Source organism: Mycobacterium malmoense (genome assembly GCF_019645855.1).
GTDB lineage: Bacteria > Actinomycetota > Actinomycetes > Mycobacteriales > Mycobacteriaceae > Mycobacterium > Mycobacterium malmoense.
The window spans coordinates 2,532,471-2,553,451 of sequence record NZ_CP080999.1 but is presented as its reverse complement, the minus strand read 5'-3'; the positions used below and the strand labels follow the sequence as shown (position 1 = coordinate 2,553,451).

Annotated in this window: 19 protein-coding genes and 1 pseudogene; 12 read left to right on the top strand and 8 right to left on the bottom strand. The window is 67.0% G+C overall.

The features are described 5' to 3' along the window. The first annotated feature begins 23 nt into the window (after positions 1 to 23). Positions 24 to 911, top strand: a complete 888-nt coding sequence (locus K3U93_RS11815) for an alpha/beta fold hydrolase (RefSeq protein ID WP_420915414.1) — start codon at positions 24 to 26, stop codon at positions 909 to 911. A gap of 4 nt (positions 912 to 915) precedes the next feature. Here the strand turns inward: K3U93_RS11815 and K3U93_RS11810 are convergent, their stop codons facing one another. Both K3U93_RS11810 and K3U93_RS11805 read right to left on the bottom strand, forming a co-directional pair. After that, complete coding sequence (locus K3U93_RS11810) at positions 916 to 1,761, bottom strand: mycofactocin-coupled SDR family oxidoreductase (protein WP_083009749.1); 846 nt, start codon at positions 1,759 to 1,761, stop codon at positions 916 to 918. Between the two features lie 34 nt (positions 1,762 to 1,795). Then, the gene (locus K3U93_RS11805) at positions 1,796 to 3,412 is read right to left on the bottom strand and encodes a flavin-containing monooxygenase (protein WP_083009818.1); all 1,617 of its coding nucleotides are present in this window, start codon (positions 3,410 to 3,412) and stop codon (positions 1,796 to 1,798) included. Between the two features lie 168 nt (positions 3,413 to 3,580). Between K3U93_RS11805 and K3U93_RS11800 the strand changes: the two genes are divergently transcribed. The 5 genes from K3U93_RS11800 to K3U93_RS11780 all read left to right on the top strand — a co-directional run bounded on the left by K3U93_RS11800 (position 3,581) and on the right by K3U93_RS11780 (position 9,002). Then, positions 3,581 to 4,765: an acyl-CoA dehydrogenase family protein gene (locus K3U93_RS11800; RefSeq protein ID WP_083009750.1), complete on the top strand. Its 1,185-nt coding sequence runs from the start codon at positions 3,581 to 3,583 to the stop codon at positions 4,763 to 4,765. Between the two features lie 11 nt (positions 4,766 to 4,776). After that, positions 4,777 to 5,685 carry a biphenyl-2,3-diol 1,2-dioxygenase gene (bphC, locus tag K3U93_RS11795; RefSeq protein ID WP_083009751.1) on the top strand — a complete coding sequence of 303 codons (909 nt, stop codon included), beginning with the start codon at positions 4,777 to 4,779 and terminating at the stop codon, positions 5,683 to 5,685. Beyond that, the gene (locus tag K3U93_RS11790) at positions 5,649 to 7,148 is read left to right on the top strand and encodes an FAD-dependent oxidoreductase (RefSeq protein ID WP_176219890.1); all 1,500 of its coding nucleotides are present in this window, start codon (positions 5,649 to 5,651) and stop codon (positions 7,146 to 7,148) included. Before bphC ends, K3U93_RS11790 begins: the two co-directional genes overlap by 37 nt. 193 nt (positions 7,149 to 7,341) lie before the next feature. Next, the gene (locus K3U93_RS11785; protein ID WP_083009753.1) at positions 7,342 to 8,154 is read left to right on the top strand and encodes an IclR family transcriptional regulator; all 813 of its coding nucleotides are present in this window, start codon (positions 7,342 to 7,344) and stop codon (positions 8,152 to 8,154) included. Next, positions 8,151 to 9,002: an SDR family NAD(P)-dependent oxidoreductase gene (locus K3U93_RS11780; RefSeq protein WP_083009754.1), complete on the top strand. Its 852-nt coding sequence runs from the start codon at positions 8,151 to 8,153 to the stop codon at positions 9,000 to 9,002. The genes K3U93_RS11785 and K3U93_RS11780 overlap by 4 nt, the downstream gene beginning before the upstream one ends. On the opposite strand, the pseudogene K3U93_RS24860 reads toward K3U93_RS11780, so the two are convergent. Together K3U93_RS24860 and K3U93_RS11775 are read right to left on the bottom strand one after the other, a co-directional pair. Continuing rightward, positions 8,992 to 9,264: pseudogene (locus tag K3U93_RS24860) on the bottom strand (ferredoxin); the annotation flags it as partial. The gene K3U93_RS11780 and the pseudogene K3U93_RS24860 sit on opposite strands and share 11 nt — an antisense overlap. Then, positions 9,264 to 10,406 carry a 3-ketosteroid-9-alpha-monooxygenase, oxygenase component gene (locus K3U93_RS11775; protein ID WP_083009756.1) on the bottom strand — a complete coding sequence of 381 codons (1,143 nt, stop codon included), beginning with the start codon at positions 10,404 to 10,406 and terminating at the stop codon, positions 9,264 to 9,266. The gene K3U93_RS11775 and the pseudogene K3U93_RS24860, both read right to left, overlap by 1 nt. A gap of 141 nt (positions 10,407 to 10,547) precedes the next feature. Here K3U93_RS11775 and K3U93_RS11770 point away from each other — a divergent pair, with 141 nt between their 5' ends. Continuing rightward, positions 10,548 to 12,206 (top strand): 3-ketosteroid-delta-1-dehydrogenase, encoded by a 1,659-nt coding sequence (locus K3U93_RS11770; RefSeq protein WP_230981675.1) that lies wholly within the window; start codon positions 10,548 to 10,550, stop codon positions 12,204 to 12,206. 206 nt (positions 12,207 to 12,412) lie between these two features. Here K3U93_RS11770 and K3U93_RS11765 read toward each other — a convergent pair whose 3' ends face one another. Further along, positions 12,413 to 13,102, bottom strand: a complete 690-nt coding sequence (locus K3U93_RS11765) for a PadR family transcriptional regulator (protein ID WP_083009759.1) — start codon at positions 13,100 to 13,102, stop codon at positions 12,413 to 12,415. Positions 13,103 to 13,186: 84 nt separating this feature from the next. Next, entirely contained in the window at positions 13,187 to 14,038 is an 852-nt protein-coding gene (locus K3U93_RS11760) for a hypothetical protein (RefSeq protein WP_071510415.1), read from the bottom strand. Between the two features lie 92 nt (positions 14,039 to 14,130). Between K3U93_RS11760 and K3U93_RS11755 the strand changes: the two genes are divergently transcribed. Continuing rightward, positions 14,131 to 15,255 carry an FAD-dependent oxidoreductase gene (locus K3U93_RS11755; protein WP_083009760.1) on the top strand — a complete coding sequence of 375 codons (1,125 nt, stop codon included), beginning with the start codon at positions 14,131 to 14,133 and terminating at the stop codon, positions 15,253 to 15,255. Positions 15,256 to 15,279: 24 nt separating this feature from the next. Here the strand turns inward: K3U93_RS11755 and K3U93_RS11750 are convergent, their stop codons facing one another. Continuing rightward, positions 15,280 to 15,840: a hypothetical protein gene (locus K3U93_RS11750; protein WP_071510413.1), complete on the bottom strand. Its 561-nt coding sequence runs from the start codon at positions 15,838 to 15,840 to the stop codon at positions 15,280 to 15,282. Between the two features lie 554 nt (positions 15,841 to 16,394). Between K3U93_RS11750 and K3U93_RS11745 the strand changes: the two genes are divergently transcribed. From K3U93_RS11745 to K3U93_RS11735, 3 genes are all read left to right on the top strand, one after another. Then, positions 16,395 to 16,736 carry a metal-sensitive transcriptional regulator gene (locus K3U93_RS11745; protein WP_071510412.1) on the top strand — a complete coding sequence of 114 codons (342 nt, stop codon included), beginning with the start codon at positions 16,395 to 16,397 and terminating at the stop codon, positions 16,734 to 16,736. Between the two features lie 66 nt (positions 16,737 to 16,802). Next, positions 16,803 to 17,300 carry a flavin reductase family protein gene (locus K3U93_RS11740; RefSeq protein WP_071510456.1) on the top strand — a complete coding sequence of 166 codons (498 nt, stop codon included), beginning with the start codon at positions 16,803 to 16,805 and terminating at the stop codon, positions 17,298 to 17,300. 240 nt (positions 17,301 to 17,540) lie between these two features. After that, a complete protein-coding gene (locus tag K3U93_RS11735; RefSeq protein ID WP_071510455.1) occupies positions 17,541 to 17,840 on the top strand; it encodes a hypothetical protein in 300 nt (99 codons plus the stop codon). A gap of 59 nt (positions 17,841 to 17,899) precedes the next feature. Here the strand turns inward: K3U93_RS11735 and K3U93_RS11730 are convergent, their stop codons facing one another. Next, a complete protein-coding gene (locus K3U93_RS11730) occupies positions 17,900 to 18,169 on the bottom strand; it encodes an SHOCT domain-containing protein (RefSeq protein ID WP_071510411.1) in 270 nt (89 codons plus the stop codon). 250 nt (positions 18,170 to 18,419) lie between these two features. On the opposite strand from K3U93_RS11730, the gene K3U93_RS11725 reads away from it, so the two are divergent. Further along, on the top strand, positions 18,420 to 20,969 hold the full coding sequence (locus K3U93_RS11725; protein WP_083009819.1) for a heavy metal translocating P-type ATPase: 2,550 nt from the start codon (positions 18,420 to 18,422) through the stop codon (positions 20,967 to 20,969). The last annotated feature ends 12 nt before the right edge of the window (positions 20,970 to 20,981 follow it).

The following is a 20,981-nucleotide window of genomic DNA, read 5'->3' as shown; positions in this document are numbered from 1 at the left end:
TCGATCACCGTCGGCATGGCAAGGTGACATGCGTGGCACACACTTCTGAACCGATCACCGTCGTCGAGCAAGACCTGCGTGAAATCGACACTCCGAAGGGCGCTTTGCGCTATTACGACTGTGGCCCTGGCTCCGGCCAGGCACTGCTGTTCCTGCACGGCTCCGGCCCCGGGGTCACCGGCTGGCGCAACTTCCGCGGGATACTGCCGGCATTCGCCGAGCGCTTCCGCTGCCTGATCCTGGAATTTCCCGGCTTCGGCGTCAGCGACGACTTCGGCGGCCACCCGATGGTCACCGCATTCGGCACCGTAGCGCCGTTTCTGGACGCGCTCGGCGTCGAAAAGGCGCACATCGTCGGCAACTCGATGGGCGGCGGCGTGGGCATCAACTTCGCCATCCAAAATCCGGGCCGCGTCGGCCGGCTGGTGACGATCGGCGGCATCGGGACCAACATCTTCAGTCCCAGCCCCAGTGAGGGCATCCGTTTGTTGCAGGAGTTCGTCGAGGACCCGACCCGGCAACGGCTAGTCGACTGGCTCAAATCGATGGTGTACGACCAGTCTCTGGTCACCGACGAACTCGTCGAGGAACGCTGGCAGCTGGCCACCGACCCGGCGACGCTCGCGGCCGCGCGGCGCATGTACGGCAGGGCGGCGTTCGCCGCGATGAACGCCGCGATGAATGCCTCCGACCGGCCGCTGCCCTGGGCGGTGATGCACAAGCTGGCGGCACCCACCCTGCTGACGTGGGGCCGAGACGACAGGGTGAGCCCGCCCGACATGGCGCTCATCCCGATGCGCACCATCCCCAACGCGGAACTTCACGTCTTCCCGAACTCCGGGCACTGGGGGATGATCGAGGCCAAGGAGGCCTTCGAAAGCACCGTGCTGGCATTCCTATCACGCGAATAGCGCCTTATCGCTGGGTGGCGCCGGCGTCGACGGGCAGGGTTACGGCGGTGATGTAGCGGGCCTCGTCGGAGGCCAAAAACAGCGCGGCATTGGCGACGTCCACCGGATCCACCCATGGGACCGCAAGCATGTTCATGCCGCGAGCGGCCTCGGCGAATTCGGCACGCGTGGGCGGCCGGTCCAGATCGGGGCGAAATGCGCTTCTGACGGCGTCGTTCTGGATCATCGGGGTGTCGACGTTGGTGGGGTGCACGCAGTTCACCCGAACATTGTGCGGCGCAAGCTCGTTGGCCAGGCCGCGCATCAGGCCGACGACGCCGTGCTTGGCGGCGGTGTAATGCACGACGCCGACCAGCCCACGCAGCCCGGCGATGGAATTCGTCAGGACCATCGCACCGGCGCCACGGGCGATCAGGTGCGGCGCAGTCGCCCGGCAGGTGTGCCACACGCCGGTGAGGTTGACGTCCAGCATGGTGCGCCAGGCTCTTTCGTCGAGCTCGAGCGCCGACCCGCGCGACGTGATTCCGGCGGTCGCGCACACCACGTCGAGTCCGCCGAAGCGCTCGACGCCGCGGTCGGTGGCGGCCCGCACGCCGGCGAGGTCGCGGACGTCGACGATTTCGGTGTGCACCCGCGCGCCGGTCGCGGCGACCAATGCGGCCGTGCGGTCGAGGTCGGCCGGTGTGCTGTGCGGGATCACCACGGTCTCGATGGGACCGCACGCGTCCAGCGCAACGATGTCGGCGCCCTCCTGGGCGAACCGCACGGCCTGGGCGCGACCGATCCCGCGCGCCGCGCCGGTGATCAGGGCGATCCTTCCTTGTAGCCGTCCTTCGGCCGCCCCGCTCATGTCGTCTTCCGCGTCAGGCCGGTGTCGATCGCGGTCATCGCGGCATCTCGATCAGATCGAAACCCCTATAGCCGCTGTCGGCCACTTCCGCGCAGATATCGTTGTAGGTCGCAAACCCTCCGACGAAAAGCATGAAGCCCCTGGGCTTTCCGGGCACGTTGGCGCCCATGTACCAGGAGTTCGCCTTGGTGAACAGCGTGTCCTCGGCGCGCCGGGCGCATTCGGCCACCCACTCGTCCACGCTGTCCAGCGTGGCTTCGATGGCGGCGTAACCATGGTCGTCGAGGTGGGCGATGGCTTTGGCGATCCAGTCCACCTGCGCTTCGGCGTGCAGCACCATGTTCGCCAGCACGGCGGGCGCCCCCGGGCCCGAGATCGGGAACAGGTTGGGGAACCCGTCGACGCCCAACCCCAGGTAAGTCCGGGGTCCGTGCGCCCAGTCGTCACGCAGGGTCCTGCCGTCGCGGCCGACGATGTCGATCTTGGCCAGCGCCCCCGTCATCGCATCGAAACCCGTTGCGAGCACGATCATGTCGAGGTCATAATGCGCGTCAACGGTGTTGATTCCGGCGGCGTCGACGGATTCGATCGGGGTGGCGCGCACGCTGACCAGTGATACGTTGTTGCGGTTGAAGGTCTGAAAGTAGTTGCTGTCGGTGCAGATTCGCTTGGTTCCGATCGGGTGATCGTTGGGAATCAGCATGTCGGCGAGAGCCGGATCCTCGACGACCGCGCGGACCTTCTCCTCGTAGAACTTGCGGGCCTCCTCGTTGGCCTCAAGGTCGCTCATCTGGTCGGGGAACGTCTTCGAGAACAGCACGCCGCCGAGCCGCCATCGCGTTTCGAATACCGCGCGGCGCTCGTCGGGGGTGAACTCCATGGTCGGCTTCGGGGCGGTGGCGTGCGGTGAACCGCCGCCACTTCGCCAGGACAGCCGGCGCCGCTCCGCGTAGGTGGCCTTGATGTTGTCGAGTTCCTTGGTGGTCAACGGTTTGTTGCCCGCCGGGACGCTGTAGTTGGGGGTGCGCTGGAAGACGTAGAGGTGCGCGGCCCGCTCGGCGATGATCGGGATCGATTGGATTCCGGACGATCCGGTGCCGACGACCGCCACCCGCTTGCCGGTGAAGTCGACGGGATCGTGGGGCCAGTGCGCGGTGTGGTGGATCTCGCCGGAGAAGGTCTCCAGGCCGGTGAAGTCGGGGATCATTGCGGCCGACAATGGCCCCGTCGCCATCACACAGAACCGCGCCGAGAGCACCCGTCCGCCGTCGGTGGTGATCGTCCAGCGCAGCGTCGCCTCGTCGAGCACCGCCGACACGACGCGGGTGTTGAAGGCGATGTCGCGGCGCAGGTCAAGTTTGTCCGCGACCCAGTTCAGGTAGCCGAGGATCTCGGCCTGGGTGGCGTATTTCTCGGTCCAGGTCCACTCCTGCTGTAGTTCGTCGGAGAAGGAGTAGCAGTAGTCGACGCTTTCGACGTCGCAACGCGCGCCCGGGTATCGGTTGTGGTACCAGGTGCCGCCCAGCGCGGGTGCGGCCTCGAGCGCCCGCACCGAAAGCCCTTGGGTGCGCAGTTTGTGTACGGCATAGAGGCCGGCGAACCCCGCGCCGACAACGATGACGTCCAGAAGTTGCTCGTCGGCATTGTTCACGAACATTCACGGTAGGGACCTCTGACCGGCGAGCCGTTCCCTTTCCCGGTCACCGGACGCCTTGGTCGAGTTTTGACCGCATTTGCGTCCGCTCACCGGGATCGCCTTCTGGTCCGGCACCAACTGCGGTAGACCATTAGTACGCCCACACGACGTAAGGACAACAACATGAGCGAGCGGGTACTCGACCGGGTACTAGTCATGGCGGACCAGTTGCGCGAGCAGGCCGCCGAGGCCGAGCGGATCGGCCGGCTGACCGACGACACCGTCAAGCTCATGAAGAGGGCCGGCCTGATCCGGCTGCTGCAGCCCAAGAGCTACCAAGGGTTCGAGGTCCATCCCCGCGAGTTTGCCGAGACGGTGATGGCCACCGCGGCCCTGGACCCGGCCGCCGGCTGGATCGTCGGCGTGGTGGGCGTGCACCCCTACCAGCTGGCCTATGCGGATCCCAAGGTGCCCGCCGAGGTCTGGGCCGACGACGTCGACACCTGGATGGCCTCGCCGTACGCGCCGCAGGGGGTGGCCAAACCGGTCGACGGTGGCTATATCTTCAACGGCCGCTGGCAGTTCAGCTCGGGCACCGACCATTGCGACTGGATCATCCTGGGTGCGATGCTCGGCAACGACAAGGGCGTGCCGCTGATGCCGCCGCAGATGCTGCACATGATCCTGCCCCGCAAGGACTACGAGATCGTCGAGGACTCCTGGAATGTGGTGGGGCTGCGCGGAACCGGCTCCAAGGACGTCATCGTCAGAGACGCGTTCGTCCCGGCCTACCGAACGATGGACGCGACGAAGGTGATGGACGGTACCGCGCAGCGCGAGGCCGGCATGACCGAGCCGCTGTATCTGATGCCGTGGTCGACGATGTTCCCGCTGGGCATCTCCGCGGCCACCATCGGCATCGCCGAGGGGGCGCTCGCGGCGCACCTGGACTACCAGCGCGAGCGCGTCGGCGCCACCGGCACCGCGATCAAGGACGACCCCTACGTCATGTACGCCGTCGGCGAGGCCGCGGCCGACATCAACGCCGCCCGCCAGGAACTGCTGGCCAACGTCGACCGCATCTACGACCTCGTCGCCGCCGGCAAGGAGGTGTCGTTCGCCGACCGCGCCGCCGGTCGCCGCACCCAGGTCCGCGCGGTGTGGCGGGCGGTGTCGGCGGTCGACGAGATCTTCGCCCGCTCAGGCGGCAACGCGTCGCGGATGGACAAGCCGCTGCAGCGGTATTGGCGTGACGCGCACGTCGGCCAGATGCATGCCATCCATGTTCCCGGCACCGTCTATCACGCGTCGGCGCTCAGCTCGCTCGGCATCGAGCCCCCCGAGGGCCCGCTGCGGGCTTTGATCTAGGAGAACACGCGGTGACCGACCTGAAAAGCCTTGGCTACATCACCATTTCGACCAAGGACATCGACCGCTGGCGGCAGTTTGCCTTCGGTGTCCTGGGCTTTGCGGAAGGCTCGGGGCCCGACCCGTCGGCGCTGTACCTGCGGATGGACGAGCGCGCGGCCCGGCTCATCGTGGTGCCCGGCGAGACCGACCGGGTGCTCACCGTCGGCTGGGAGGTACGCGACCACCCGGCGCTGCAGCGCGTCAAGGCGACCCTCGACGGCGCCGGGGTGCCGTTCAAGCAGCTGTCCACCGAGGAGGCCGAGGCCCGCCGGGTGGAAGAGGTGATCACCTTCGAGGACCCGGCCGGCACGACGCTCGAGGTTTTTCACGGCGCGGTGCTTGACCACAGCCCGGTCATCACGCCGTTCGGCGCGAAATTCGTCACCGGCGACCAGGGCATGGGCCATGTCGTCGTGCCGGCCACCGATCCGGGCGGGCTGTTCGACTTCTACACCGAGGTCTTGGGGTTCCGCTCCCGGGGCGCGTTCCGGGTGCCGCTACCGAAAGAGTTTGGCCCGGTGCGGGTTCGCTTCCTGGGCATCAACGAGCGGCACCACAGCCTGGCGGTTGTCCCGGCCGCACATCAGCGCGACCCGCGCCTCGTCCACATCATGGTCGAGGTCGACACCCTCGACGCGGTGGGCCAGGCGCTGGACCGCGTCACCGCCGAGGGCTTCCAGCTGTCGTCCACCCTGGGACGTCACACGAACGACAAGATGGTCTCGTTCTACGTCCGGGCGCCCGGCGACTGGGACATCGAATTCGGCACCGACGGCATGCGGGTCGACGAAACCTATTACACCGCAGAGGAAATCACGGCCGACAGCTATTGGGGCCACCAATGGATCGGGGAGATGCCCGCGGCGATGCGGCTATGACACCCGACACTGACGTCATACCGGTACCTGCGTCGTCGATCACCTCGTGGGACGACGAGGCCGATGTCGTCATCGCCGGCTACGGCGTGGCCGGCGCGGCCGCGGCGGTCGAGGCGGCCCGCTCCGGGGCCGAGGTCCTGGTGACCGAGCGCACCGGGTCGTGGGGCGGGGCGGCGGCGATGGCCGGCGGATTCATCTACCTCGGCGGTGGCACGGCGCTGCAAAAGGCTTGTGGTTTCACGGATTCCGTCGAGAACATGGCGGCGTTCCTGAACGTCGCGATGGGTCCGGGCGCCGACGAGAACCGCATCGCCGATTACTGCGCCGGCAGCGTGGCCCACTTCGACTGGCTGGTCGGCTGCGGCGTGCCGTTCAAGGCGGAGTTCTTCGCCGAGCCCGGCTGGGAGCCGATGGGCGACCAGGGCCTGATGTACAGCGGCGGCGAAAACGCTTACCCGTTCAACACGATTGCCGCCCCCGCCCCGCGCGGGCATGTCCCCCAGATGCAGAACAAGAAGCAGGGCGAGGCCAGCGCCGGCTACATGCTGATGAAGCCGCTCGTCGAGACGGCTACCGCCGCCGGCGCGCGGCCGCTTTACGACGTGCGGGTGCGGTCGCTCATCGTCGAATCCGACGGCCGGGTGGTGGGCCTGCGCGCCCGCCGATACGGCACCGAGATGGCGATTCGGGCGCGCACCGGAGTCGTGCTCGCGACCGGCAGCTTCGCCTATAACGACGCGATGGTGGCGCAGTACGCCCCCCGCATCGCCGGGCGGCCGGCCGCCTCGATCGAGCAGCACGACGGGCAGGGAATCCGGATGGCGCAGGCGCTGGGCGCCGACCTGGCCCACATGGACGCCACCGAGGTGGCGATCTTCATCGACCCCCAACAACTCGTGCGCGGCATCCTGGTGAACGGCCGCGGTCAGCGCTACGTCGCCGAGGACACCTACCCGGGCCGGATCGGCCAACTCACGCTCTACCAGCAGGACAACGTCGCGTACCTGATCATCGACAACGATGCCCAGGACGAGGCGATGGCCTCGTGGTCGCCGAAGTTGATGTTGCGGCCGCCGACCTGGGTGGCCGACACCGTTGCCGATCTGGAACGGGACATGGGTTTGGCGCCCGGCTCGCTGCAGGCGACCGTGGCGGCCTACAACGACGGGGCCGCCCGCGGCGAGGACCCGCTGTTGCACAAGAAGCCCGAGTGGCTCAAGCCGATCGGTTCCCCCGTCGGGGCCATCGACCTGCGGGAGAACACCGGCGGCTTCACCCTGGGCGGGCTGCGGACCTCGTTGGACGCCGAGGTGCTGCACGTCAGCGGTGAGCCCATTCCCGGGCTCTTCGCCGCGGGACGTTCCACGGCCGGGTTGGCCGCCTGGGGCTACGCCAGCGGTGTCTCGCTCGGGGACGGCAGCTTCTACGGCCGCCGCGCGGGCCGGTCGGCGGCCAAGGGCTGATCCGCCCTTCGTTGTCCGGGCGCCGCCCGCTTGCGAGCGTAACGCCACGGTGAAAAATCCTGCTGAAACTCGCAGCCACGTTACGTTCGCGGGCTTGTTCGCGTGCCGTGTGACAACGGCCACAGCGGTGTGGTAGAAACAGATATTCCTATTAGGAATATGACAGTCAGTTATAGCTGGCGATGGAGGACCGATGACTGTGCAGACCGTCGAACCGACTACGCCCACGGCCGTCATCGACCGCATCTCACTGGTCCTCGACGCGTTCGACGGACCGGGGCGGCTGACGCTGGCCCAGATCGTCCGCCGCACCGGCCTGCCCCGGTCGTCAGCGCATCGCATGCTCGAGCGCCTGGTGCAGCTGCGCTGGCTGCGCCGCAGCGGTCGCGACTATGAGCTTGGCATGCGCCTCGTGGAGCTGGGCTCGCTGGCGGTACACCAGGACCGCCTGGTGCGAGCGGCCCGCCCGCTGCTGGGCGAATTGCACCGCGCCACTGGGCTCGTCGTGCACCTTGCGGTTCTGGACGGCCCCGACGTCGTTTATCTGGAGAAGATCGGGGACCAGGGGATCCCCACCCGCGTCGGCGGTCGCCAGCCCGCGCACTGTACTGCCGTCGGCAAGGCGATCCTGGCCCATCACGATGCCGAGGTGGACCTGCAGGTCCGCAAGACCAGGTACTCGATCTCGAACAGCGCCCAACTGGCAATCGAACTGGCCAAGGTGCGCGCCCATGGTGTCGCGTTCGAACGTGAGGAGTCGCTGCTCGGATTCGGTTGTGTCGCAGCACCTATCGGGAATCCAGGTGAGGCCGGGGAGACGGTGGCGGCGGTGTCGGTGTGCGGCCCGATGAATCGGATGATGTTCGATCAACGGCTGACCGCCCCGGTACGCATGACCGCGATGGGCATCTGGCGCAACGTCGAGGACGGCCCGCAACGGGTTGCGCCGACTCTGCAGCCACTGCGGCCGCTGCGGCCCGCCACGCAGTACGCCCGAATTCGGTGACCGCTCGCGAAGCGTTTTCCGGCGGCGTCGCCGTCATTACGGGAGCCGGCGCGGGTATCGGCATGGGACTGGCCCGCCATGCCGCCGCATTGGGGATGACGGTCGTCCTCGCCGACATCGACGCCGATGCCGTCGCCGCGGCGCGGGACGAGCTTTGCGCAGCGGGAGGTTCAGCGGTAGACGTCGTGTGCGACGTGCGCGACCCCGACGCGATGCGCGAACTCGCCGAGAAGACCTACCGCGATATCGGTCCGGTGCGTCTGTTGGTGAATAACGCCGGAGTCGAACAGTTCGGGTATTTGTGGGACACGCCCGTGACCAACTGGCGACGCGTCGTCGACATCAACGTCAGTGGAGTCTTCCACGGGGTGCGGGCGTTTCTGCCGAAGATGATGGCTACCGACGAGCAAGCCTGGGTGTGGAACCTGTCGTCGGTGGGCGCGGTGTTGGCGATTCCGTTGCAGGCGCCCTACATCATGAGCAAGCACGCGGTGCTGGCGTTGACCGAGTGCCTCTATCTCGACGTTCAGTCGGCCGGCCACGGCCACCACGTTCACGTGCAGGCCGTGCTGCCCGGAGCGGTGGTGTCCAACATCTTCGACTCGGCGGGCGGCGTAGACCCCGCGGCTGCCACCGACACCACGGCAGCCGAACAGCAGCGTGCGGCCATGCTTGACGTCAAGACCGCGGCCATGGATCCGCTGGCCGCCGCAGCGACGATTTTCGAGCAGGCCGCCGAGGGCCGGTTCTACCTGCTCACCGAACCGTCTGTTGGGGTGGCCATGGCGGAGCGGGCGAAGGTGCTTGCCGCGCAGAGCTTTCCGGGACTTTCGTCTCGTCGACGATAGACAAGTCGCCGTGTCGCACCGCGTCGGCGATCGACTGGCTCAACGCCGAGCACGCCAGAAACACTCCTCTGCCAGCGTGCGCCGACATCTTGTCGGCCTCCCTGCGCTCGGCACACCGGGCCATCGCGTCGGCGTTCCACTGCACACTCGTCTGGTTCCAGCTGCTCTTGCGGGCCAGCACCCGCGCACCGCAGTTGCGGCACGCGACCGGCATCATGGGCAGCTCGTCGAGGCGATTGTCGACCCACGAATCGACCGTCATCAGATCGAGCCCGCCTGGGCCGCCATGTTCGCCTCGACCTCCTTCATCCACGCCTCGTAGGGCCGGGTCGTGTCCAGCTCGAACTCGAAGCGGTCCACCATATCCGGTTGCACGTCGGCGGCGTCGACGTAGAACTGCTGATACCACCGACGCAACTGATAGACCGGGCCGTCCTCCTCCACGAGTAACGGGTTATCGATGCGTGCCTTGTGCCGCCAGATCTCGACGTCCTGCTCGAAACCCATCTTGACGAAGTCACCGAGGCTGATCGCGGTCTGCATGGCCGCATCGCCGGGCAGCGTATCCGATTTCTTCACGATGATGCCGTATTGCAGCACAAAGGAATTCGCGTCAATCGGATAGTGGCAATTGATGAGTATCGTCTGATGGTCGCCGTGCTCGTAGTGATAGGTCAGGTCGTCGATCATGAAAGACGGACCGTAGTAGGACGCCACCGACGTCGTGCCGAGAATTTGTGCGCCCTCGGTGCCGCCGAGGTCCGGGCGGCCCGAACCGTTCATGTACTGCGTCGCCACGCGCCCTTCGAATATGTTCTTGAAGTAGGTAGGCAACGAGCCGTGGATGTAGAAGAAGTGCGCCATATCCACGACGTTGTCGATGATTTCGCGGCAGTTGCTGTTGACGACGGTGGTGTACCAGTGCCAGTCGGTCCACTCGTCGCTCGTCGCACCCTCGATGCGAGGAATCGTGGCCTCCGGCGGGGGCGGCTTGCGCTCGGGGTCGTTCCACACGAACAACATGCCGTCCTGCTGCAGCGTGGTCCAGGCTTGGGTGCGGGCGAGCCTGGGTGTGCGCCTGCTGTACGGCACCTGCTTGCATCGCCCGTCGCCGCCCCAGCGCCAGTCGTGGAACGGGCATGCGATCTCGTTGCCCTTGACCTCACCCCGCGACAAATCACCGCCCATGTGGCGGCAGTAGGCGTCGAGCACGTTGACGGTGCCCTCGCCGGGCGGGCCGCTGCGAAAGACGACAAGCTTCTGCCCGAAGGCGTTGATCGCGTGCGGCTTGCCGTCATCGAAATCCCTGATCAGGCCCAGGCAGTGCCAGCCGCGGGCGAACCGCGTCGGTGAGGCCTGCGCTTCGATGAGCCGAACTCCGTCGGCCTCGGTCTGCGACGTCATAGGCATGATTTAACTCCCCGGCGCCGGCCTGTGGGGGCGGCTTGTTCCACTCATCAGGACGGCTCTTCCGTTGCCGCGCCGCCCCGGCATACCGTTCTCGACGTGGCCGCGCACTGCACGACGATCCCCGCCGGGCTTTCCGTGGCCGACGGATGCGTGGATCTGCTGGTGGTCGGCTCGGGCACCGGCATGGCCGCGGCACTGGCCGCCCACGAATTCGGGCTGTCGGTACTGATCGTGGAGAAGTCTTCCTACGTCGGCGGCTCGACCGCCCGGTCCGGGGGCGCGCTGTGGCTGCCCGCCAGCCCGGTGCTGCGTGAGGCCGGCGCCAACGACACCGCCGAGCGCGCCACCGCCTACCTGGAGTCGGCGGTCGCGGGGTCGGCGCCACCTCAGCGATCGGCGGGGTTTCTCGCACACGTGTCCGCGACGGTCGACATGTTGCGCCGGATGACGCCGCTGCGGTTGTTCTGGGCCCGCGACTACTCCGACTACCACCCCGAGGAGCCGGGTGGTAGCGCGGCGGGCCGCACCTGCGAGTGCTCCCCGTTCGACACGTCGATCCTCGGTGAATACCGCACCCGGCTGCTGCCCGGCGTCATGGAGGCCGGCGTCCCGATACCGACGACCGGCGCCGACTATCGCTGGATGAATCTGGTATTTCGGGTGCCGCGCAAGGGAATTCCCATATTCGCCAAGCGGGTGGCACAGGGCGTGGGCGGCCGGCTGCTGGGCCGGCGCTACGCGGCGGGCGGTCAGGGCCTGGCGGCCGGCCTGTTCGCGGGTGTGCTGCGCGCCGGCATCCCGGTGTGGACGGACACCACGCTGGTGCGCCTTGTTGACGACGGTGACCGGGTGACCGGCGCGGTCGTCGACCACGCTGGCCGCGAGGTGACGATCACCGCCCGGCGCGGCGTGGTGCTCGCCACCGGCGGTTTCGACCACAGCATGGATATGCGGTGGAAATTCCAGTCCGAGTCGCTGGGCGCCAACCTGAGCCTGGGTGCCGCGGCCAATACCGGCGACGGAATCCGCGCGGCGCAGGAACTGGGCGCCGGTATCGATTTGATGGATCAGGCGTGGTGGTTCCCCGCCGTCGCGCCACTGCCCGGCAAGCCGCCCGCGGTGATGCTGGCCGAACGCTCACTCCCCGGCTGCGTCATCGTGAACCAGGACGGCCACCGGTTCGCCAATGAGTCGGCGGACTACATGTCGTTCGGCCAGCGGCTACTCGAATTGGAGCGCTCGGGCAGCCCCGTCGAGGCCATGTGGATCGTCTTCGACCAGCAATACCGCAATAGCTATGTCTTTGGCGCCCAACTATTTCCGCGAATGCGGATTCCGCGGTCTTGGTACGACGCGGGCATCGCGGTGCGCGCCGACGGTTTCGCCGACCTGGGCGCGCAAATCGGCGTCCCGGTGGCAGACTTCACTAAGACGATGACGCGTTTCAACGAAAACGCTTGGGCCGGACAGGATCCCGACTTTGGTCGGGGCCGCAGCGCCTACGACCGGTACTACGGCGACCCGACGATCACGCCGAACCCCAACCTGCGCCCGTTGGTGAAAGGACCGTTCTACGCCGTGAAAATGGTGCTCAGCGACCTGGGCACGTGCGGCGGGGTGAAGGCCGACGACCGCGCGCGGGCGCTGCGGGAGGACGGCACCGTGATCGCCGGGCTCTACGCAATCGGCAATACGGCCGCCAACGCGTTCGGCACGACATACCCGGGCGCGGGCGCGACGATCGCGCAGGGGCTGGTGTATGGCTACATCGCGGCCCGAGACGCGGCCGGCTAGTGGCGATCGCGAGCGCGGCGGAGCCGGGCGAAGCGGATCGCCACCACCAGCACCAGTGGCGATCGCGAGCGCGGCGGAGCCGGGCGAAGCGGATCGCCACCACCAGCACCAGTGGTGATCGCGATCGCGGCGGAGCCGGGCGAAACGGGCACGCACGCATACACATTCGAGGACATCCGCTAGCCGCCCGGTCGCCACCATCAGGACTAGTCAGCTTCGCGCCTGGCCTGGACCTGCTTCTCGACTTCGCGCCAGTAGCCCGGCGTGGTGCGCGGCTTGCCGAAACCACCCTTGGGGGCCGTCTGCATCGTGGCGTCGGCCTCGTCGATGTCCTTGATTAGCTCCAGCGCAAACTCGCGTTCGGCGGCGTAGTACTTGGCCGCCCAGCGCAGCGCGATCACCGAATAGGCCCACGCGGGTTCGGCCTCGGCCCCCTCGGCGTCCTCGATGGCCTTGCGATGCCTGGCTTCGGCGTACGCCGCGTGTTCCTGCAGCAGTTCCTTGAGCCGTGCCGGGTTGGTGAGGTGACCGAACGTCACCCGCAGCAGCACACTGTGCTTGAGCACCGGCGGATCGACCGGCGCGTCGTTGACCCACTCGATGGCGGCGTCCATCCCGGCCTGGGTGATCTTGTAAAGCCGGCGGCTGCGGGTGCCCTCGTCGCGCTCGACGCGGGAGGTCACCAGACCAAGGCTCTCCAGCTTTTTCAGCTCCGTGTAGATCTGGCTGTACGACGGGCTCCAGTAGTAGAGGTCGACGCTCCAGTCGATCCACTTCTTGAGGTCGTAGCCGGAGATCTCCTCTTCGTAAGACATCATGCACAGCAGCGCCCGACTGGTGGCGGCAAGCGCCGCCTTCCCCGGCTTTTCGCTGGTCTCGTCCGCTTCGGAGCCCATGGGGCCAGGTTAACAACCGGGTCGCACGGTTGCGCGTCATCGACCGCTGGCCGGGACACCGCTCACGGCGGCCGCCCGTGGGTCTCACCCGATCTGCAACCCACGCTTGCGCACCCACAGCACGGCCGCGACGGTCCCGGCCGTCCAAACCCCCGCCGCAATCGCGAGATGCACAAAGCTTTTCGTGTCACGCCCGAAAACCGGCCAAATCAACGCGGGCACCTGCGTCCACAACACGCGATGCTCCACCCCGTCCATCGGGTCGGCCACGTAGTACAGCGCATAAGGCAGCGTGAGGGCCAACAGCCAGCCGCCCGTGCGGCGACGATCGCGACGCTGCCGCCACCGGCGGATCAGCGGCTCGACGCTCACCGGGTGCAGCACCGAAATGAGGTTGCCCACGCCCAGCCAGGACACGATGGGCACCGCGACGGTGGGGATCGTGACCGCCAGGCGTGCGGGCGTTTCCAACCAGAGCGTCAGCGCCATCGCCGTCGCCAAGGTGGGCAGGCCGACTATCACCAGCAAGGCCAAGTCTTTGATCAGCAGGATCCGCCAGAATGGCACACCGTCGGACAAGCCCTCGAGGACACGGTAGTGATCGGCGCCGAACATGTTGGTGGTGGTGACGTCGGCGAGGACCCACGACGAGAAGTACGTGCCGACCAGGATTACCCAGTCATGGTGACGGCCCGCGGTCAGCGGCTGCACCAGCAACCACGCCGCGGCGAAGAACACGTTGGCTACCACGCCCATCAGCCAGGTGCGCGGTGCCATGAACGCCCACCGGACCTCGGCGCCAACGGCCGGCCACAGGTCCTTTTGAAAGTCTTTGGCGGCTCGTCGGGCCGCGGTGGGGCGGGGCGCCGACGCACGCGTCGCGGCGCGCAAGGCGGCGCGAACATGTGGGTGCACCGACGTGTGAAACTCCAACATGTGCTCCCCCGCCAGGGCGGCTGTCGGTGCGACGATACTTGGGTCAGGCGATCACGTGGTGTGGCGCCCGGGCCGACCCGCACGATAGTGGCATGAAGCGCAAGCGCGTCGTCATCGCCGGACTGGGGGACGTGGGTGTCCTGACCGCGATCCGCCTGGCGCGGCACGCCGACGTCGTCGGAATCTCGGTCAAACCCGGGCTGGTCAGTGGCCAGGAACTCGGCGTGCGGCTCTCCCGCCCGGGCGATTGGGCCCGCGACTACTGGATTCCGTTCGACAGGTTCCGCCGTTTGGATCGGGTACGGACGATTCAGGCCACGCTGACGGGAGTGGACCTGGCAACCCGAACGGTCTTTGGCCGGCGCGCGGACGGCGTAGTGATCGCCGAGGAGTACGACGCGCTGGTCATCTCCACCGGGGTTACCAACGGCTTCTGGCGCCGACCGACGCTGCAGTCGGCCGCTGAGATCGGCGCCGACCTGCGCGCCGCCCACCACCGGCTGGCCGCCGCCGACTCAGTGATCGTCATCGGCGGCGGGGTCGCGGCGGTCAGCGGCGCCGTCAACATGGCAACCACCTGGCCCGGCAAGCGGATCGACCTGTACTTTCCCGGAGAACGCGCTTTGGGCGGGTACCACCCGCGGATTTGGAAACGCATCCGGCGCCGACTAACCGACCTCGGCGTGGGCCTCCACCCGGGCCACCGCGCCGCGGTGTCGGACGGCTTCCCGGGCGACGAGATCACCAACGAACCGGTCTACTGGAGCACCGGACAACCCCCGGCCTCCGCCGACGCCGTGCTCTGGGCGATCGGGCGGGTCCGGCCCAACACCGATTGGCTGCCGCCCGAGCTGCTCGACGAGCTGGGGTTTGTCCGCGTGACGCCGGACCTGCGGGTGCCCGGCCATCGGGGTGTCTTCGCGATCGGGGACGTCGCGGCGACCGACCCTCTTCGGAGCTCGGCGCGCAATCGCGGGGATGCGCTGGCGGCTCGCAACATTCGCGCCGAGTTCGCGGGTAGGCCGCTGCGCGCCTTCCGAGCGCCCGGGCGGCGGTGGGGTTCGCTGGTGGGCATCCAGCCCGACGGATTGGAGGTCTTCTTTCCCACCGGCCACGGGTTCCGCTTCCCGTTATGGTCGGTCGAACGGGTGGTGATGCCGTGGATCGTCCGGTGGGGCATGTATCGCGGAGTGCGAGAAAACCAGCCGCTTCGATGACGCCCTGCGCCTACCCGTGCGGCCTCAACGGCCCATCATCCCGGGCCCCATCATCCCGGGGCACATCATTGCTTGCATCATCGGCGGCATTCCATCGCGCACGAAACCGGTGACCTCTTGGGCGTGAGCACGAATGGCCTGCACGAGGGCCGGGTCGTCGGCGGTTTCCTCGGCGATCACACCGGTAGGGGTGAAAGTCAGCTGGCGCCGATAGCCATTCGCACGCCGGAACAAGGTGGGCAGGCTACCGCTCATGCACATGACCTCCGTGCCCTGATCGAGACGGGAGTACATGCTCGACACGTGGGCTTGGAGCTGTGCGGCAAGGTCAGGTGAATTCGATTGAGTGGTACTGCGTATCCCGCCGGGGATCTCCTCGACGGTGCGGGTGATTTCGCCGTGCCGGTTGAACATATCGGTGTAGCGACTCATGTCGGCGGGATCGACGCCCATGCAAGTGTGGTCAACGAGCCGGATCACCGGCGCCGGCCATCCGAGGGTGCCTCGCAGCGCATAGCCCACCGCGAGGGCGCCGCCGCCGGCTCCGAGCGCGGCGAGTACGGCGCGGCGCGTCAACGTCGCCATCCGGAACTCCAATCCGGTTGCCGGACAGAAGTTTGCATCCCACTGACGGGTCGGACGGACATCGAACGCTCCGTGGGTTCAGTCCCCGGCGCTACGGCCGAGGTGAACTCGGGGCCGGGGTTGCGGGTGACCGCGGAGCCGGCCCCATCATTCCGCCGGGCCCCATCATTCCGCCCGGTTTCATCTGGCTGCAGTAAGCCATGTGCCCGGCGGGTTCGTCCCACTGACCGCTAAAGCCCCAGCTCAGAAAAAATCCCGAGAAGAAGATTGCCGCGACGATGAATAAGCCGCCGGCGACGATACCCACCCACGCCAGGGCCTGACTCAGACGGCTCGGGCGGCCTGCCCGGATGCCGTCTCGCGAAGGCTCGGGTTGTCCCTCCGTCAAACCGGAACGGTCTCCGGGTGCGTCGATCGGACTCACCATGGCTTGGGCCTCCTCTTCACTTCGGTAGATCGAGCCATGCTACCCCACCCCAGGTGGGGTGGGGTAGTCTGACCAATTGAATCAGTCGCCGCACGGTGGTTAAAGGCGGCGAGGCGAGGAGACGGCGATGGCTTCGGAACTGACGGCTAAAAAGCGTGCGGCAGTCAACCGGCTGAAGACCGTGCGGGGTCACCTCGACGGCATTATTCGGATGCTCGAAGACGACGCGTACTGCGTGGACGTGATGAAGCAGATTTCTGCGGTGCAGGCGGCGCTGGAGCGCACCAACAGGGTGATGTTGCATAACCACCTGGAGACCTGCTTCTCGCAGGCCATCCTAGGCGGGCAGGGGGCAACGGCCATCGACGAACTCGTCGCCGCCCTCAAGTTCAGTCCCGCCTTGACCGGCCCGGATGCTTGCTTGAACGACGCCATTGCCGACGGGGCCGTGAGCACTGGCAAAGAATGATCCGAACGGCACGCCACGATCACGACAATGCGGTTCCCGCCCGGTCCGAACGGGAAGGCTGAGCGGGTGGCCGAGCCTGGAACCGCGGCGTTCGAAAAGCTGGTGGCGCTGCTGAATTATCCGATGTTCGTCGTCACCACGCGGGCCGACGGCATTGTGGCCGGCTGTCTGGTGGGCTTTGCCAGCCAAGCCAGCATCCATCCGCCCCGTTTCCTGGTCGGCCTGTCCAAGGAAAACCACACGTTCCGGGTGGCCGCCGACGCCACCCACCTGGCGGTGCATGTGTTCGACCGCGAGCACCTCGACATCGCGGAGCTCTTCGGCGGCCAGACCGGCGACACCGTCGACAAGTTCGACCGCTGCCCCTGGCATCCCGGCCCAGCGCAGATGCCCATTCTCGACGACGCGGCCGCCTGGTTTGTCGGCAAGATCATCGATCGTTTCTCGCTGGGCGATCACGTCGGGTATTTGCTGGAACCGGTGGACGGCAGCCCGCCGCGCGAGCTGGAGCAATGGCTGTCCTTCCGGGACGTCCACCACCTCCAGCCGGGCCACGACGCCTAGCCGACGGCACCGCTGCGCCGCGGTCAGCCTCGGCGGAAGTCGTTAGCTGGACAAACGCTCGGCATGCAACGAGTCACGCCGCTTCCTATGATGAGACTGTTCAGGTTGAAAGCTTCATCGAATTGCCTGCGCGACATTGCCTTCGGTCCGTCGTCGTCCACTTTCTCGCGGGGCACACAGAGGAGGGCCATCGGCAACGTGAGCGACTCACACGACGAGGACGGCTACCGCAATTTGGCGGTGAACCGGCTGCGGCCCGGTGAACTTCAGTGGGCCCTTAACCACGACGCGGTGCACGGGATCGCCTATGCGTTCAGGAACCCCGTCGCCGTCGCCGAATCCCTTGACGATCCCGAAGACGACCGAAAGACGTACCTGATACGGGTCAAGCGCGACGACTTGGCCAAGGCGTTGGGAAACATCAACGACTGGATTACCAAAAACCCCGGGCCGGCGGGTATGCGAGCTTATGGCTTTGTCAGGGCGCTGTCACGGGAGGGGCTTAGCGAACGCAAGAGCGGTGACGAGGAATGCCGTTAACGATGCCCATCCGAGGAAAAGCTGACGCGATTCGGCACCACATGAATTCTCGTGCTTTGTCAGGGATGCGCGTGATCGCGGAGCACGGCCAGCCGGTCGCGATATTCGGTCTCGTCGATTTCGCCGCGCGCAAACCGAGCGGCGAGCAGCTGCTCCGGCGAGGCCATCGAGGTTGTTCCCGGCGGAATTCGGCGATCTTGGCGATCTCCCGAGGTGTAGACGATGAGCGCAACGATGCCGGCGATCAACAGCACCCAGAACAAAACCATCCCTATGCCCATTCCAGCCCATCCCCACCAGCCCATGTCGTGGTCGTACCAAAACATCATCTGCGGTTGCCTCCAATCACGTAGCCCGAAGGGATTACTGACAAACGAGTCTGTCTCGCGACGGCCTGGGCGGCAGGAGTCGATCGCCCCAAAGGTCAAGGACCTTCGGCCCTCGATTTGGGGTGGCCGGATGCCAGCTCGCGATGAATCGACCTGTCCGGGCGAGAAGTGACATAAGGCCCTACCCCCTGGGGGTATAGTGGTGGCCATGCTGGACCATGTGTGAGTTCCGGCTGCCGAGGAGTACATGATGTCCGGCGTTGATATTGCCGTCCTGATAGGCGCTGCCCTGGTGATTGCAGGTTTGGCACGGTATTTCTTTGCGCCGCAACGTGCCCACGCCGCCGCGGTCAGTGACGGAGTACAGCGGATACAAGTAACGGTCCGCGGTGGATACAGCCCCAACGTCGTGGAAGTGCGCCAGGGCATTCCCGTCGAGATCGAATTCGATCGGCAAGAAACCGGGGATTGCAGCTCGCGAGTGGTCTTTCCCGACCTTCAGCTGTCGGCGGCCCTGCCCGCGCATCGGCGCACCACTGTCAGGTTCACCCCGCAACAGGCGGGATCCTTCCCATTCACCTGCGGCATGAACATGATCTCCGGCACATTGGTCGTCACATCCAACGGGCACACCGCCGAATCCCCCCAATCGGAAATGCCCGGTGCCGTAAGCGGTTACGCAGCATCTGACGGCGTACATGGGCCCGCCGTCGCCGAAATCGAGGCCTCTCAGGCCGAAGAACGGCGCGCCGAGATCGCCGACCTGATCCGCCGGGTCGTGATCGGCTCGGTGCTCACCACGCCGGTGCTTTATGCGGTGATGGCTCGGCCATTGGGCGCCCATTGGGTGCCGACGGTCTTGCTCAACCATTGGGTGCAGCTGGCATTGATCACCCCGGTGATGTTTTACGTCGGCTGGCCGATCCATCGCACCGGCTGGCTGGCGCTCGCGCATCGCAGCGCCGACATGAACAGCCTGGTCACCCTGGGCACCGTCGCGGCGTACAGCTACAGCGTGTTGGTCACCGTCGCCGCCACTGCCCTGCCACCCGAAGTGCGCGAGGTCTATTTCGAGGCCGTCGGGGTGATCCTGACCCTGATCATGCTGGGCCGCCTCTTGGAAGCCCGCGCCAAAGCCGGCACCGGCGAAGCCATCCGCGCCCTGCTCGGGTTACAGGCTCGCACCGCCCGTGTGCTGCGTGACGGCGCCGAAACCGAGATCCCCGTCGACGAGGTCGTCGTCGGCGACGAGATCCTGATCCGGCCCGGCGAGAAAATCCCTGTCGACGCTGCCGTTCTATCCGGACAGTCCGCCGTCGACGAGTCGATGGTCACCGGCGAATCGATGCCGGTCACCAAGCACGCCGGCGACACCGTCATCGGCGCCACCGTCAACACCACCGGCTCGTTGCGCGTGCGTGCGGCCAAAGTCGGCGCGGACACCATGCTCGCCCAAATCATCCGCATGGTGCAACAGGCGCAGGCATCCAGAGCACCCATCCAGCGGCTGGCCGACGCGATCTCGGCTTACTTCGTGCCGACCGTAATGGCCATCGCCATCGCCACTTTCGCGGTCTGGTTCGTCACCGGCCCGTCACCGGCATTGACCCAGGCGCTGGTATCGGCGGTGGCGGTGCTGATCATCGCCTGCCCGTGCGCACTGGGCCTGGCCACTCCCCTGTCGATCATGGTCGGCACCGGCAAGGGCGCCCGTGCGGGCATTCTGATCCGCTCGGCCGGGGCCCTGGAAACCGCGCACAAACTCGACACCATGGTGCTGGACAAAACCGGCACCATCACCGCCGGTAAGCCGGCCCTCACCGACGTCCGCGTGACCGGGGCGCTCACGGAGAACGAACTGCTCACCGTCGTTGCCACCGCCGAAGCCGACAGCGAACACCCCATCGCCAGCGCCGTGGTCGCCGGGGCCCGCGATCGCGGCATCAAGGTTCCCGCCGTATCGGGTTTCGAGTCGATTACCGGCAAGGGGGTCCGCGCCACCGTCGCGGGTCTGACGGTGCTCGTCGGCACGGCGGCGTTATTGGCCGAAAATGGCATCGACACAGCCGAACTCGAGCACATCAGCGCGGATCTCGCGGCCGCGGGAAAAACCCCGATTCTGGCCGCCGTCGATGGCCACCCGGCCGGGGTGCTCGGCGTGGCTGACACCGTCAAGGATGACTCCGTGGCGGCGATCGCCGCCCTACGCAAGCTGGGCCTACAGGTCGTGATGATCACCGGCGACAACGCCCGTACCGCCGCCGCGATCGCCCGCCAGGTCGGGGTCGAGCGGGTGCTGGCCGAAGTCCTGCCCGAACACAAGGCCGACGAGGTCCGCCGGCTGCAAGCCGAGGGGCGCAGGGTCGGCATGGTCGGTGACGGCATCAACGACGCCCCCGCTCTGGCCCAAGCCGACGTCGGGCTGGCCATCGGCACGGGTACCGATGTGGCCATCGAAGCCGCCGACATCACCCTGATTTCGGGATCACTGGCCGGGGTCGTCACCGCGATCCGGCTCTCCCGCGCCACCATGCGCAACATCCGGCAGAACCTGTTCTTTGCCCTGATCTACAACGCCATCGGCATCCCGCTTGCCGCGGGCATCCTGTATCCGGTGCTGGGACTGCGGCTCTCACCGATGATCGCCGCCGGCGCGATGGCGCTGTCCTCACTGTCGGTGGTCGGCAACGCCAACCGCCTGCGCCGCTACCGCATTGAACCACTGCGCCCGGCTGAGCCGCCCACAATCGAGCCTCGGGTGGAAATCGATGCCACTCAACGGGAATCCATCCGTCACTAAGGGGTGTGCTCC

Coding starts and splice junctions, on each gene's coding strand:
- K3U93_RS11810 (WP_083009749.1), bottom strand. CDS start 1,761: ATGAGCGGGGCGGCCGAAGGACGGCTACAAGGAAGGATCGCCCTGATC.
- K3U93_RS11800 (WP_083009750.1), top strand. CDS start 3,581: ATGAGCGAGCGGGTACTCGACCGGGTACTAGTCATGGCGGACCAGTTG.
- K3U93_RS11790 (WP_176219890.1), top strand. CDS start 5,649: ATGGATCGGGGAGATGCCCGCGGCGATGCGGCTATGACACCCGACACT.
- K3U93_RS11785 (WP_083009753.1), top strand. CDS start 7,342: ATGACTGTGCAGACCGTCGAACCGACTACGCCCACGGCCGTCATCGAC.
- K3U93_RS11775 (WP_083009756.1), bottom strand. CDS start 10,406: ATGACGTCGCAGACCGAGGCCGACGGAGTTCGGCTCATCGAAGCGCAG.
- K3U93_RS11765 (WP_083009759.1), bottom strand. CDS start 13,102: ATGGGCTCCGAAGCGGACGAGACCAGCGAAAAGCCGGGGAAGGCGGCG.
- K3U93_RS11760 (WP_071510415.1), bottom strand. CDS start 14,038: ATGTTGGAGTTTCACACGTCGGTGCACCCACATGTTCGCGCCGCCTTG.
- K3U93_RS11755 (WP_083009760.1), top strand. CDS start 14,131: ATGAAGCGCAAGCGCGTCGTCATCGCCGGACTGGGGGACGTGGGTGTC.
- K3U93_RS11750 (WP_071510413.1), bottom strand. CDS start 15,840: ATGGCGACGTTGACGCGCCGCGCCGTACTCGCCGCGCTCGGAGCCGGC.
- K3U93_RS11745 (WP_071510412.1), top strand. CDS start 16,395: ATGGCTTCGGAACTGACGGCTAAAAAGCGTGCGGCAGTCAACCGGCTG.
- K3U93_RS11730 (WP_071510411.1), bottom strand. CDS start 18,169: ATGATGTTTTGGTACGACCACGACATGGGCTGGTGGGGATGGGCTGGA.
- K3U93_RS11725 (WP_083009819.1), top strand. CDS start 18,420: ATGTCCGGCGTTGATATTGCCGTCCTGATAGGCGCTGCCCTGGTGATT.